Source organism: Methylocapsa sp. S129, assembly GCF_009765995.1.
GTDB lineage: Bacteria > Pseudomonadota > Alphaproteobacteria > Rhizobiales > Beijerinckiaceae > Roseiarcus.
Genome location: NZ_LMUI01000042.1, coordinates 197,221 through 210,323, shown reverse-complemented (window position 1 = coordinate 210,323; position 13,103 = coordinate 197,221). Strand labels below are relative to the sequence as shown.

Genomic DNA, 13,103 nt, shown 5'->3' with positions numbered 1-13,103 from the left:
GCCTTTCCCTCCGGACTCGACGTTGTCCCGCCGCCTGCGCTATAGCAGCCTATGCAAGCCATTCTTCTCGTCTTCATCGGCGCCGGGCTCGGCGGCGTGTTGCGCCATGTGATCAACAATGCAGCGGCGCGGCTGCTCGGCAATGATTTTCCCTATGGGATCATGTTCATCAATATCACCGGCTCGTTCGTCATGGGCCTGCTGGTCGGCTGGCTGGCGTTCCGCGCCGGCGAGGGCTGGACGCGGCAGGCGCAGCTTTTCGTCGCCACCGGCGTACTCGGCGGCTACACGACCTTCTCGACCTTTTCGCTCGACTCGTTCCGGCTGATCGAGCGCGGCCAGATTGGCCTCGCCGCGCTCTATATCGGCGGGTCGGTCATCCTCGGCGTTGTGGGTCTGTGGGCGGGGCTGGCGCTGGTGCGGAGCATGGCATGAGCGCTTCGCCCGACAAGGTCGCGCTGCTCGACGTCAGCGAGGACGAAGCGGGCATGCGGCTCGACCGCTGGTTTCATCGCCGCTTTCCCAAACTGCCGCAGTCCCATCTCAATAAGATCGTCCGCAAAGGCGAAGTGCGCATCTCGGGCAAGCGTGCGGAGATTTCAACGCGGCTGGAAGCCGGGCAGAGCGTGCGCGTGCCGCCGCTCAATCTTAGCCCCGAAGCCGCGCCGAATGCGCCGGCGCCGCCCGATCCGCGCGATGCCGCCGATATTCGCGCTATGATCCTTTTCGAGGATCGCGACGTTATTGTGCTCAACAAACCCTACGGCCTCGCGGTGCAAGGCGGTTCGGGCACCAAGCGCCATATCGATGGCATGCTCGCCTCGCTCGCCAACAAGAACGGCGAGCGACCAGTGCTTGTGCATCGGCTCGACCGCGATACGTCGGGAGTCCTGCTGATCGCCAAGTCGCGCAAAATGGCGGCCGATCTTGGCGCGACTTTTCGCTCGCGCGGCGCCAAAAAAATCTACTGGGCGATGGTCGAGGGCGTGCCGAAACCCGCGCAAGGACGCATCTCGCTGTTTCTCGCCAAAGGCGAGGCGATGGGCGCCGAGCGCGGACCGCGCAAGGGCGACCGCGCCGATATCGAGCGGATGCGCGTCGCCAAGCATGGCGAGGTCGACGCGCAGCATTCGCTGACGCTCTATGCGGTGGTTGAAAAGGTCTCACCGCGTCTGGCCTGGCTGTCGATGCGCCCTATAACCGGACGCACCCATCAATTGCGCGCCCATTGCGAGGCGATCGGCCACCCCATCATCGGCGATCCCAAATATAACCGGCGCGAAGCCAATGATCCCGCCCGGGCCGACCCGCTGCGCGCTGTGCCCTCCGGACTTGAGCCCAAGCTTCATTTGCTGGCGCGCCGCCTCATCCTGCCGCACCCACGGGGCGGAATCATCGACGTCACTGCGCCATTGCCCGAGCATATGAAGAAGAGCTTCGACATGTTCGGCTTCGACGTCAAAACACGCGATCCGATCGAAGACGCGCCCGATGAGTGAGGAATATTCGCCCGGCGATCCTATGCGCGCCGCGCAAAAGAACATGCGCCCCGTCGCGCTCGCCCGGTTCTATGAGACGGCGAGCGTCGCCCCGGCTGCGGGCGGCTTCGCGCTGCAACTCGATGGGCGCGGCGCCCGCACGCCGGCCAAGAAGGCGCTGGTGTTTCCAACGCAGGCGTCGGCGGAACTCGCAGCGAGGGAATGGGCGGGGCAGGGCGCGACGATCAACCCGGCTGATATGCCCGTCACCCGCATCGCCAATTCCGCGATCGACGGCGTCGCGGCGGCGATCGCTGAGACTCGCGCTGAACTCGCCGCCTATGCCGAGACCGACCTGCTCTATTATCGCGCAGGCGCGCCGGAAAAGCTCGTCGCGGCGCAGGCCGCGGCCTATGACCCCGTGCTCGACTGGGTGCATGAGGCTTATGGCGCAAGGTTCATGCTCGCTGAAGGCGTGATCCATCTGCGCCAGCCCGAGCGCTCGTTGAACGCGATCCGTCAGGCTTTGGAGGGGATCAACGAACCTTTCGCCCTGGCCGCTCTTCATGTGATGACGACTTTGACCGGCTCCGTGCTTCTCGCGCTTGGCGTTTTCCGCGGGGTCTTGAGCGCGTCAGATGCCTGGCGCATCGCCAATGTCGATGAGGATTTCCAGATCAGCCAATGGGGGGAGGACGACGAGGCCATGGCGCGCCGCGCCGCGCGCTGGCGCGAAATGGAGGCGGCGGCGGCAACGGCGGGAGCGTTGCGCGGCTAGTGGCGAGATGAGGCGGCGCGATTTTCAACCCCGTTCCGGGTCCGCCCGCGCCATGTTAAGAGCGAATGCGTCGCTTATTGGCCGGGAGCCTCATCCTTGAAACAGATGCTCGAAAGACTTGACCGCCGGCGCGCCAGGGCCCGGCTCGGCGGCGGCGAAGCGCGCATCAAGGCGCAGCACGCCAAGGGCAAGCTGACCGCCCGCGAGCGCATCGAATTGCTGCTCGATCATGAATCGTTTGAAGAATTCGACATGTTCGTCGAGCATCGCTGCGCCGATTTTGGCATGGAGAAGACCAAAATACCGGGCGATGGCGTCGTCACCGGCTGGGGCACGGTCAACGGCCGCACCGTTTTTGTTTTCGCCAAGGATTTTACGGTTTTTGGCGGCTCTCTCAGCGAGGCGCATGCCCAGAAAATCACCAAGATTCAGGACATGGCGCTGAAAAACCGCGCCCCGATTATCGGCCTGTTCGACGCGGGCGGCGCGCGCATCCAGGAGGGCGTGGCGGCGCTTGGGGGCTATGGCGAGGTGTTCCAGCGCAATGTTCTGGCTTCGGGCGTCATCCCGCAGATATCGCTCATCATGGGGCCTTGCGCGGGCGGCGACGTCTATTCGCCGGCGATGACCGATTTCATCTTCATGGTGCGCGACACCAGCTATATGTTCGTCACCGGCCCCGATGTCGTCAAAACCGTCACCAATGAGACGGTGACAGCCGAAGACCTTGGCGGCGCATCGGTTCACACCACCCGCTCGTCGATCGCCGACCGCGCCTATGACAATGATGTCGAGGCGTTGTTGCAGACGCGCCGGCTGATCGATTTTCTGCCCGCCTCCAACACGGACGATGTCCCGCTGCTCCCGAGCTTCGACGATCCCGACCGGATCGATATGTCGCTGGACACGCTGATCCCGGACAATCCGAATAAGCCTTATGATATCAAAGAGCTGATTGCCAAGATCGTCGATGAGGGCGATTTCTTCGAAATTCAGGAAGCCCACGCCAAGAATATCGTCACCGGCTTTGGCCGCATTGAAGGCCGCACGGTGGGAATCGTCGCCAACCAGCCGATGGCTTTGGCCGGCGTGCTCGACAGCGACGCCTCACGCAAAGGCGCCCGCTTTGTGCGATTTTGCGATTGTTTCAACATTCCGATCGTCTCCTTCGTCGACGTCCCCGGCTTCCTGCCGGGCGTCGCGCAGGAATATGGCGGCCTGATCAAGCACGGCGCGAAATTGCTGTTCGCCTATGCCGAGGCGACGGTTCCCAAGGCCACGATCATCACCCGCAAGGCCTTCGGCGGCGCCTATGACGTGATGGCGTCAAAACACCTGCGCGGCGACATTAACCTTGCCTGGCCGACCGCCCAGATCGCCGTCATGGGCGCCAAAGGCGCGGTTGAGATCATCTTTCGCGCCGATATCGCCGATCCCGCCAAGATCGCCGAGCGCACCGCCGAATATGAAGCGCGCTTCCTATCGCCCTTTGTGGCGGCGGAGCGCGGCTATATCGACGAGGTGATCATGCCGCATGCGACGCGAAAGCGGCTATCGCGCGTGCTAGCGATGCTGCGGAACAAGAAGCTCGAAAACCCGTGGAAAAAGCATGACAATATTCCACTTTAGCGATCGGCGCTTCTCGAATCCTCGGTGTCCCCGGTGCGCCAATTCTTGCGGCCTTATGGTTACTGGGGCTGCCGCAGACGTCGTCAGTGCGACGAACTTGCCGAACTACTTTCATTCGTCATGGTAAACGACACGGCAAACACTCTGAAAATCGCCATCGACTCGAAGTTTCAACGACTTGACATTAATCGTTGCTTTACTGGCCGCCTCTAGGGTGAAAAGAACTGCGTCTCTTTCGAGGTCCACTTGGTTTCGGTCCCGTTCCGAAATTCGATAGTCCGAGCGCTTGAGGACGTCGCCTTGCGGCCCCCGGCGGGCAGTCGTTCGGTCAAGGGGCGCATCTACGCCGAACAGCTCGATGTTTCCTTCCGTCTTGCGCCATTTGCGGTGCTTTGCGTTCTCTTCGTCGTTCTGGTGGTCGCAACCTCCTTGTGGAACAGCGCCCCGCGCTTCTATCTATCGCTTCTGTCGTTGGCGACCATCAGCCTTTCGATCTTCGCGCTGGCGATGTGCTGGCGCTGGCGCCGGATGGGCAAGCCGCCGGAAAGCCGGACCCGGGATGTCAATCTGCTGATTCTGGTCGCCGCGGCTTATGGCGTTTGGCTGAGTTCGATGCCGGTGATGTTGTTCGTCGGCGCCGACGCCGACTTCCGCCTGCTGATCGCCTGCACGACCGCGGGGTTGATCGCCATAGGCATGAGCGTCTCTGCGGTGCCCTGGGCTGCGATTTGCTTCTCCGGCAGTATTATTGTCGGAGCGTTTTATGCGCTCGCAGTGACGGGCGAGCCCTTCTACATTCTGATCGCCATTCTACTTGCGCTCTACGCGCTGTTCATCATTTTAACGATGGTGCATTTGAGCAAGGTGCTGCTCAGTCGCATTATTTCGGAAATCAAGGTCGAGCACCAGAAAGACGTCATCAGCCTTCTTCTCTTCGATTTCGAAGAGAACGCGAGCGACTGGATTTGGGAAATCGATGTCGAGGGGCGGATCCGCAACCCGTCGGCCCGCCTGGCGCAGATATTTGGCAAAAGCTTCGCGCAGCTTGACGGCGCGATGCTGTCCGCCCTGCTGAATATCGACGACAGCCGGGTTAAACCGGCCAAGATCGACGAATTGCTCTGGAAACCGATTGCGAACAGGGCCACTTTTCGCGACTGCCTGCTTCCGATCAGAATCGCGGGCGAAACCCGCTGGTGGTCGCTGACCGGCAAGGCGACCTTTGATTCCAACGAGCGCTTCAGCGGTTATCGCGGCGTCGGATCCGACGTCACCGCGGCCAAACAGGCCGAAGAGCGGCTTTCCTATCTTGCTCGCTTCGACGCGCTCACCGACTTGCCGAACCGGACTTTTTTTCACGATCGCCTCCTGGAAGCGATCGTCGAGGCGCCGTCGGAAAAGTCGGGATTTGCGGTTCTATGCCTTGATCTGGACGAATTCAAATACGTCAACGACACATTCGGGCACGCCATTGGCGATCGTCTTCTGGCTGAAGTCGCGGACCGGTTGCGGCTCTGCGTCGACAAAGGCGATGTGGTCGCACGGCTCTCGGGCGACGAGTTCGCGATTCTGGCGCGCAGCGCCGCCAAGGATCGCGCCAGCGGCCTCGCCGCTCAGATCGTCACCGCGATCGCTGCGCCGATGCTGATCGAGGGAATTAAGATCAGCCTTCACGTGAGCGTCGGCATTGCAGTCTCGCCCTGTGAAAGCCCCGCCGAAATCATGCATCGCGCCGATCTTGCTCTTTATCGAACCAAGAATGAGGGGCGAAACGGATTTCGCTTTTACGACGCGGAAATGGACGCGAAGGTCGAGGCGCGGCGTTCGCTCGAAGCCGACTTACGCGGGGCGCTTGCCCGCGACGAGTTCGTTTTGCATTTTCAGCCCGTGGTCGCTGCGCAAAACCTCAAGACCACGGGATTTGAAGCGCTGCTGCGGTGGCGCCACCCCATCCACGGCCTTGTGCCGCCGGCAACGTTTATTCCGATCGCGGAGGAAAACGCCTGCATCGTCGCGATCGGCGAATGGGTCATTCGCGAAGCGTGCCGCGTCGCGGCGACCTGGCCGGACGACATCAAGATCGCGGTCAACCTGTCGCCAATTCAACTGCGTTATTCCGACCTGTGCGCGATCGTCGCCAGCGCGCTTGAGGACAGCGGACTCGCCGCGCGCCGGCTTGAACTCGAAATCACCGAGTCGATGTTGCTCGAGGCCAATGTTGAAGCGGTGAATGTCCTGAAACAATTGCAGAAGATGGGCGTTTGTCTCGCGCTCGACGATTTCGGAACGGGTTATTCCAGCTTGAGCTATCTCCGGAATATGCCGTTCAACAAGATCAAGATCGATCGATCGTTTGTTAAGGATTTGCCCAACGACAAGGGCTGCCTCGCGATCATCCGCGCGGTCATCGGTCTGGGTGGGAGTCTCGGCATGACGATCACCGCTGAGGGCATCGAGACCCGTGAGCAGCTCGCCTGCATGCGCCGCGAGGGCTGCGATCTCTTGCAAGGCTATCTCTTCAGCGCCGCAAGGCCTCAGGACCAACTGCAAGAGCTAATGAACTTTGGCGCGCGCGCGGCGGCCGGGCAAGCCGCTTAAATCAGGCGGCCGAGTTCGCGGCGAAGCCTCAGACCAGCGATGATTCCTGCGCGTCGGATTGAAGTTTCTGCGAGATGCGCGAATCCTTGGGCCAATAGGGCAGGAACCCACGCATGATCTCGCCCGGAATGTCGAGCGGCCGATTGCTCTGCGTGTCGACAAACATCAACGTTTGCTCGCCTCGGCCCAGCATTCCGCGCGAGGCGCTGTAGATTTCATGGCGAAGCGTGACGAATTTGCGGTTGTGGCCGGATATGCGGATTCGCACCGTGATCGCCTCGAACTCTTTCGCTTCCATGCGGAAATCATGAGTGAAAGAGCGGGTCAGCACGTAATATCGCGTTATCTTGAGATCGAATGACGGCATGCAAATATTGAAGAACAATTCGCGCGCCTTGCCGACCCACCGGACGTAATTGGCAAAATAGATATTGCCCACCGAATTGGTGTCGTCGTAGGTCGGCATCAACTGCATGACAAACCATTGTCCGTCGAAACCGTGCGAGGCGACCGCCTCCGGCGGCGAGAGCGCAACGATCGCGGACGGCGCATCGGAATCATCCACCAAGGTCTGGACGGCGACCCCGGTCTGCTGCGGACGAAACAGGCCAACGATCGAAGGTAATGCGCCGATCAGCGCGATCAGCGGCGCGAGCGTCAGGAACAGAGCGATCGGGGGAACATAACCCAGCAGGAAAATAATCGCGGCGCCGCCGCCGATCAGGAAGCAAAGAATCGGATCATACAAGCGCCTGCCGCCGAGAACTTCGCAAACCAAGCACGCGGCGGAGCCCACAAAAAGCGTCGCAAACGGCAATATCAGATACATCAGCGACAGGTTCGCGTCATAAGCGGCCGCGGCGATCGCCGCGGCGCCGGCGATGAGCCACAGGGGCGAAGATGCAACCCCCGGCGGAATGAGCGCCAGCATGGCGCTGACGCTTCGAGACTGCTTCGTCGCGAGAAACCACCGCGTGGCGTTGTAGCTGCTGTCAATTGTGGTCCCGAGCGCCAGCGCGGTCCAGATGACATAGGCCACGCCGATCCATCTCAGGCCGCCCTCGAGGCGCCCCGATGCGAAAGCCACCGCGCCTTCCATGCCGGGCAATCCGTCAGCGGAAATGATGATCCCGACTTTTCCGGCCGCCGCGGCGAGAAGCGCGTTGATCGACAGAAGGCCGAAAAAGAAAAGCGCGCCGGCGGCATAGGCGCCGCGAATCGATCCGCCTTCCCTATGGATCGCCGCCGCCCGCTGCCATTGCTGGATATCCAGCCACGGTCCGAGCAAGAACCCGACAAGCGTGGGAACGACAAGACCATAGAAACGGCTGTCGAAAGAGGCGAGGGGAACCGACCACGCCTCCGTCGTTCCCGAAAGCGCCGACAGGAGCAGCGCCGCGGCAATGAGGCCGATCGCCAGCAGTGCGACATGCAGCCCCTTGATGGCCGTCAGCGTCAGGCCATGGCCGATCGCGCAGGCCCACAAAAGAAACAGCGCGGCCCCGATCGACGCGCCGGGGCCGAACATCGGGACCCAGAAATAGGCGATGAAGCCAAAAATCGTGATCGCGGCGGCGGCGAGCTGGAAAAGCAGGATCACGCCGCCATAGGCGCCTTCAATCGACTTGACGATCGCGTCCGGCGACGTTTTGCGTCCTCCGACGATCCAGCCGAAAAGCCCCAGGCCCAGCGCATTGGGGATGGCGAAGCCGACAAAGCCGAGCCAGCCATAAGTCAAAGTGACGTGGATGCTGTAGAAAAACCCCAGGCCCCAGAACCACGAGAGCGAGATTGTCGGCGCCCAAACAAGAGAACGAAGGTTCATTAAGTTCGATTTCTGATTGCGTGGCGATCACCGCCAACCCAAGGCAACTTCGTCACTCTGTCAATGGCGCGAGGCGCGACGCACCGAAGATTACAAACGCTACCCTTACCTTTTAGTTTACCATTGTCGCAAAACTGCGACGCCTGTCTGTGAGGCGGTTCTCCATGCGCCGGGCAAGCGCGACGACGCTTGCCCGGAGGTTAACAGCATTCCCGATCGATCGAGCCTCAATAGCCGTGGTGATAGTAATAGCGATGATGATGACGCCAATAATAATGACGATGGGGCACGCCCATGGCCCCTGCGACGGCGGGGCCTTCGATCGCACCCCCAACGCCGCCGACGACGGCGCCCACCGGGCCGGCGATAGCGCCGCCCGCTACGGCGCCCGCGCCCGCGCCGCCGATGCGTTCCGACGTTGTGGAACAGGCCGCGAGAGCCAGGCCGGCAACGCCGATCAGAAATATGTTTCGAGTCGTCTTCATCATTTCAGAGCCCCTGTCGGAATGTATCGCCTCCCCGAAACGCGAAAGCGGCTGATCGGTTCCCGGCGCGGCGCCCTTACGTCTCTTTGAAGCCATATTCGGGAATGCCCTGCGAATTGCCGTAATATTTGAACGGCAGGAATTTTCCGGACATGCTGATCTTGACCCGATCGCCCTTCGGGTTCGGCTCGCGCTCAATCTCGATGTTGAAGTCGATGGCGGACATGATGCCGTCGCCGAACTCCTCTTCGATGAGCGCTTTCCAGGCGGGGCCGTTGACCATCACCATCTCATAGAAACGATAGATCAGCGGATCCGTCGGCGGCATCGGCGTGCCGCGATACGGCGTTTCGTTGAGCATCCGCTCTTCGGTCTCCGTCAGTCCGAAGAGTTTGGCTGCGGCCGCGGCCAGCGGCTTCACCAGCTTCATCTGACCCAGCAGCGCCCCGACGATGATGATGGGCGAGACGCCCCCGATTTCGTCGGTGATGAACTTCCAGGTCCATCCCTTCTCCCGTTTGATATCCAGGAGCTTTTCTGTGAGGTCAGCGCGCTTCATATCAGACTCCCCGGTGGAGATAGGCCTTGACCGCGGGACGATGCACGATTCATGCCTCAGGACGAATTCTATTTTTCAAAAAGCCGCATCGCGATCTCGCTCATCGGCGATGGCTCGGCGCTTTCCACCGTCGATCCACTCGATCCGCCGCCGCTGGTCTTGCCGGCGCTCCCGCATGCTTCGTCGGCTTCATCTTCTCGCAACCATGCCTCTTTGCGTGGCCTTAACTGTGCCTGAACTTGCCTCGGTGCGATTCATAGGCTGGCAAATATTGCGACCCAAACTCTCGCTCAACAAAGCAGTCGTCCGTCGAAACGGGCGAATCGGGTGGTGGTTGAATATGTCCAAACCAATGGCGTTTGCGGTCGATCGAAGTCGGACGATCATCAGCTCGCTCATCCACGGCGGCCGGGTGAGCGGGCTTGATGTGGCATGGTTGCGGCGCGAGGTGTTTAGCGAGGGCCAGGTGTCGCGCGACGCCGCCGAGGAGCTGTTCGCCGTCGAGCGATCCGCGATCGTCAAGGCGCCGGAATGGTCGGAATTTTTCGTCGAATTGATCTGCGAGCATGTGATCTGGCAGTCGCGCCCGACGGGCGTCATCTGCGAGGAACAAGCGGAATGGTTGATCCGGCAAGCCGACGAGGCGATGTCGGTCGACGCGCTCGCCGTTCTCGTCAATGTGCTGGTGGAGGCCCACCGGGTTCCCCAATGGTTCCTGGCGGCCGTGCGCGCCCGCGCCGCGCGCGGCTGGCCGGGGGTGGATGAGGCCCTGCGGGCGGCCATCGCGGGGTAATCGCCCTGAGGTAGACGCCGCCGCGCCGCTCCCATAAAACCAAGCTTCATGGTCGCTCGCCCCGCGAGCCTTCGACCGGGGGGCTGATGTTTAGCAAAATCCTGATCGCCAATCGCGGCGAGATCGCCTGCCGGATCATCAAGACGGCGCGGCGCTTAGGCATCGCCACCGTTGCGGTCTATTCGGAGGCCGACAAGGACGCGCTGCATGTCGAGATGGCCGACGAGGCCATCCTGATCGGGCCGCCCGCCGCCGCGCAATCCTATCTCGTCATCGAGAAGATCGTCGCGGCGTGCAAAGAGACCGGCGCCGAAGCCGTCCATCCCGGCTATGGCTTCCTGTCGGAGCGCGCCGCCTTCGCCGCGGCGCTCGAAGAGGCCGGCATTGTCTTTATCGGCCCCAATCGCAAGGCCATCGAGGCGATGGGCGACAAGATCGAATCGAAAAAATTCGCCAATGCCGCCAAAGTCTCGACGGTGCCCGGCTATCTCGGCGTGATCGAAACGCCCGAACGCGCCGCCGAGATCGCCGATGAGATCGGCTATCCCGTGATGATCAAGGCGTCAGCCGGCGGCGGCGGCAAGGGCATGCGCATCGCGCATTCCCGCCTCGAGGTCGCCGAAGGTTTCGCGCGGGCGAGGTCGGAAGCGAAATCCTCGTTCGGCGATGACCGCGTTTTCGTCGAAAAATTCATCGTCAACCCGCGGCATATCGAAATCCAGGTGCTGGGTGACAAGCACGGCAACGTCATCTATCTCGGCGAGCGCGAATGTTCGATCCAGCGCCGCAACCAGAAGGTGATCGAGGAAGCGCCATCGCCGCTGCTCGACGAAGCGACGCGCAAGAAGATGGGCGAACAGGCCGTGGCGCTGGCCAAAGCGGTCAATTACGATTCGGCGGGCACAGTCGAATTCGTCGCAGGGCAGGACCGCAGCTTCTATTTCCTGGAAATGAACACGCGCCTGCAAGTCGAGCATCCCGTGACCGAACTTGTCACCGGCATCGATCTTGTCGAGGAAATGATCCGATCGGCCTATGGCCAGAAGCTGAGAATGACGCAAGCAGACGTCAAGCTGACGGGCTGGGCGGTCGAGAGCCGCGTTTACGCCGAAGATCCCACGCGCAATTTCCTTCCTTCAACCGGCCGCCTGGTGAAATACCGCCCGCCTGCCGAGGGAATCTTCGATGGCGTGACGGTGCGCAACGACACTGGCGTGTTCGAGGGCGGCGAAATCTCGATCCACTACGATCCGATGATCGCAAAACTGGTGACCCATGCCGGCGATCGGTTGACGGCGATCGAGGCGCAGGCGCGCGCGCTCGACAGTTTCGTCATCGACGGCATCCGCCATAATATCCCGTTCCTTTCCGCGCTCATGCAACATGAGCGCTGGCGGGCGGGTCGGCTTTCGACCGGGTTCATCGCAGAAGAATTTCCCGAGGGTTTCTCGCCGCTTGTCGCCTCGGGAGAGATCGCCCATGTGATGGCCGCGATCGCCACCCATGTCGATCATGTGCTGAACGTGCGCAAACGCGCCATATCAGGGCAATTGCGGGCGCAAGGAACCCTTCGTTTTCAATTGCGCCGCGCGGTTCTGCTCGGCAAACAGCGTTATGACGTTGAAGTCGTCGGCGGCGGCGCGGCGCTCGACATCGTCCTCGCCGAAGGGCGCAGTCTGCGCGTCGCCTCGGATTGGACGCCTGGCGAGCCCGTTTGGAGCGGGACGGTGGATGGCGTCGAGATGGCGGCGCAGGTACGTCCGATCCTCAACGGATTCACGCTCGCGCATCGGGGTGTGAGCGTCGACGCCCGCGTCTACACGCGCCGCGAGGCGGAGCTTGCGGCGCTGATGCTAGAGAGGAAGGGCGCCGACAATTCGAAAGCGCTTCTCTGTCCGATGCCGGGCCTCGTCAAAACGATCTCCGTTCATGTGGATCAGGAGGTCAAGGCTGGCGAGCCCTTGTGCATGGTCGAGGCGATGAAGATGGAAAACGTCCTCGTCGCCGAACGCGATGTCACGGTCAAGAAAATCCTCGCCAGGGAAGGGGATTCGCTGGCCGTCGACGCAGTGATCATGGAATTCGCCTGAGCAGGAATCGGGGGGCTGACTCAGCGTCAGCGCCCCGCGTCGTCGGCTGCGAACGATCGCGACTCGTTCAGTGCACGACTTCAATGGCGACCTGCGCCTCGCCCTTGCCAGCGATGCCAAGGTTGAGGGCCGCCCCGTGTGAAAGATCGAGCGCCCGCCCGGTCGCGGCGGCCGGTCCGCGGTCATTGATCCTGACGATGGTCGTGAGGCCGGTGGACAGCGCCGAAACGCGCAGCAGGGTGCCGAACGGCAGGGTGCGATGGGCGGCCGTAAGGCCCATCGGGCGGAATATTTCGCCTGACGACGTATGTTGGCTGAGGCGCTCGCCGCCGCCGTACCAGGAAGCGCGCACGATCTGGCGGTCTTTTTTAAGCTCTGCGACCGACGCCGCAGCAGGAGCGGGAACGCGAGCCGGCGCGGATAGTTGCGTGAAGAACACTTGTACTGGATTGGCGTTTACTGCGCGGCCGCCTTCCGCATGGGCGGCGCTGACAAACGCCAGACCAGAGGACGCAACAAGAATCAATCGACCTACTTTCAATGACCGTCTCCAAATGGGTTGACCGCACGGCGCTCGACTTCCGAGAACGCGGCGAGGAGGGGCAACAACGCTGGTGGGCAAAGTCGAGCCTTAGATGGGATGCCCCATCGTTGGCCTGGAATTGCCAAGCGCGGTTGAATGCCGAGAAGCCGCCCAAAGGGGCGCTTGTCGCCTCGGCGTCGACGTCCGCGGGAATATCCCGCGAGAGCGTCCGTTTGGTCCGGCGCCCGCTCATTTGGCGGCGACGCATTCGGACCGGCGAAGTTCGCACATGCCCGTTCGCCTGGACCGGCAGGGAAGCGCGAGAGGGCCTCAAACAATACAAAC

Annotated in this window: 12 protein-coding genes; 8 read left to right on the top strand and 4 right to left on the bottom strand. The window is 61.8% G+C overall.

Annotated elements, in window-relative coordinates; all coding sequences use genetic code 11:
* Positions 1 to 51 precede the first annotated feature (51 nt).
* From crcB to GSQ90_RS21570, 5 genes are all read left to right on the top strand, one after another.
* On the top strand, positions 52 to 435 hold the full coding sequence (gene crcB / locus GSQ90_RS21590) for a fluoride efflux transporter CrcB (RefSeq protein ID WP_158816953.1): 384 nt from the start codon (positions 52 to 54) through the stop codon (positions 433 to 435).
* Positions 432 to 1,499, top strand: coding sequence for an RluA family pseudouridine synthase (locus GSQ90_RS21585; protein WP_158816952.1), 1,068 nt, complete (start codon positions 432 to 434; stop codon positions 1,497 to 1,499). Before crcB ends, GSQ90_RS21585 begins: the two co-directional genes overlap by 4 nt.
* Positions 1,492 to 2,256 carry an ATP12 family chaperone protein gene (locus GSQ90_RS21580; RefSeq protein WP_158816951.1) on the top strand — a complete coding sequence of 255 codons (765 nt, stop codon included), beginning with the start codon at positions 1,492 to 1,494 and terminating at the stop codon, positions 2,254 to 2,256. The genes GSQ90_RS21585 and GSQ90_RS21580 overlap by 8 nt, the downstream gene beginning before the upstream one ends.
* Before the next feature lie 96 nt (positions 2,257 to 2,352).
* A complete protein-coding gene (locus tag GSQ90_RS21575) occupies positions 2,353 to 3,885 on the top strand; it encodes an acyl-CoA carboxylase subunit beta (protein WP_158816950.1) in 1,533 nt (510 codons plus the stop codon).
* A gap of 300 nt (positions 3,886 to 4,185) precedes the next feature.
* Entirely contained in the window at positions 4,186 to 6,483 is a 2,298-nt protein-coding gene (locus GSQ90_RS21570) for a bifunctional diguanylate cyclase/phosphodiesterase (protein ID WP_158816949.1), read from the top strand.
* 28 nt (positions 6,484 to 6,511) lie between these two features.
* Here GSQ90_RS21570 and GSQ90_RS21565 read toward each other — a convergent pair whose 3' ends face one another.
* The 3 genes from GSQ90_RS21565 to cynS all read right to left on the bottom strand — a co-directional run bounded on the left by GSQ90_RS21565 (position 6,512) and on the right by cynS (position 9,352).
* A complete protein-coding gene (locus GSQ90_RS21565) occupies positions 6,512 to 8,308 on the bottom strand; it encodes a thioesterase family protein (RefSeq protein WP_158816948.1) in 1,797 nt (598 codons plus the stop codon).
* Between the two features lie 227 nt (positions 8,309 to 8,535).
* The gene (locus GSQ90_RS21560) at positions 8,536 to 8,796 is read right to left on the bottom strand and encodes a hypothetical protein (protein ID WP_158816947.1); all 261 of its coding nucleotides are present in this window, start codon (positions 8,794 to 8,796) and stop codon (positions 8,536 to 8,538) included.
* 73 nt (positions 8,797 to 8,869) lie between these two features.
* The gene (cynS, locus tag GSQ90_RS21555) at positions 8,870 to 9,352 is read right to left on the bottom strand and encodes a cyanase (protein WP_158816946.1); all 483 of its coding nucleotides are present in this window, start codon (positions 9,350 to 9,352) and stop codon (positions 8,870 to 8,872) included.
* Positions 9,353 to 9,403: 51 nt separating this feature from the next.
* On the opposite strand from cynS, the gene GSQ90_RS21550 reads away from it, so the two are divergent.
* The 3 genes from GSQ90_RS21550 (at position 9,404) to GSQ90_RS21540 (ending at position 12,235) form a co-directional block, all read left to right on the top strand.
* Positions 9,404 to 9,589: a hypothetical protein gene (locus GSQ90_RS21550; RefSeq protein WP_158816945.1), complete on the top strand. Its 186-nt coding sequence runs from the start codon at positions 9,404 to 9,406 to the stop codon at positions 9,587 to 9,589.
* Between the two features lie 103 nt (positions 9,590 to 9,692).
* Positions 9,693 to 10,145, top strand: coding sequence for a hypothetical protein (locus GSQ90_RS21545; RefSeq protein WP_158816944.1), 453 nt, complete (start codon positions 9,693 to 9,695; stop codon positions 10,143 to 10,145).
* Positions 10,146 to 10,231: 86 nt separating this feature from the next.
* Positions 10,232 to 12,235 carry an acetyl/propionyl/methylcrotonyl-CoA carboxylase subunit alpha gene (locus tag GSQ90_RS21540; RefSeq protein WP_158816943.1) on the top strand — a complete coding sequence of 668 codons (2,004 nt, stop codon included), beginning with the start codon at positions 10,232 to 10,234 and terminating at the stop codon, positions 12,233 to 12,235.
* Positions 12,236 to 12,302: 67 nt separating this feature from the next.
* Here the strand turns inward: GSQ90_RS21540 and GSQ90_RS32510 are convergent, their stop codons facing one another.
* Positions 12,303 to 12,776, bottom strand: coding sequence for a septal ring lytic transglycosylase RlpA family protein (locus GSQ90_RS32510; RefSeq protein ID WP_246731709.1), 474 nt, complete (start codon positions 12,774 to 12,776; stop codon positions 12,303 to 12,305).
* Between the last annotated feature and the right edge of the window lie 327 nt (positions 12,777 to 13,103).

Coding starts and splice junctions, on each gene's coding strand:
- crcB (WP_158816953.1), top strand. CDS start 52: ATGCAAGCCATTCTTCTCGTCTTCATCGGCGCCGGGCTCGGCGGCGTG.
- GSQ90_RS21580 (WP_158816951.1), top strand. CDS start 1,492: ATGAGTGAGGAATATTCGCCCGGCGATCCTATGCGCGCCGCGCAAAAG.
- cynS (WP_158816946.1), bottom strand. CDS start 9,352: ATGAAGCGCGCTGACCTCACAGAAAAGCTCCTGGATATCAAACGGGAG.
- GSQ90_RS21585 (WP_158816952.1), top strand. CDS start 432: ATGAGCGCTTCGCCCGACAAGGTCGCGCTGCTCGACGTCAGCGAGGAC.
- GSQ90_RS21550 (WP_158816945.1), top strand. CDS start 9,404: ATGCCTCAGGACGAATTCTATTTTTCAAAAAGCCGCATCGCGATCTCG.
- GSQ90_RS21560 (WP_158816947.1), bottom strand. CDS start 8,796: ATGATGAAGACGACTCGAAACATATTTCTGATCGGCGTTGCCGGCCTG.
- GSQ90_RS21540 (WP_158816943.1), top strand. CDS start 10,232: ATGTTTAGCAAAATCCTGATCGCCAATCGCGGCGAGATCGCCTGCCGG.
- GSQ90_RS21545 (WP_158816944.1), top strand. CDS start 9,693: ATGTCCAAACCAATGGCGTTTGCGGTCGATCGAAGTCGGACGATCATC.
- GSQ90_RS21565 (WP_158816948.1), bottom strand. CDS start 8,308: ATGAACCTTCGTTCTCTTGTTTGGGCGCCGACAATCTCGCTCTCGTGG.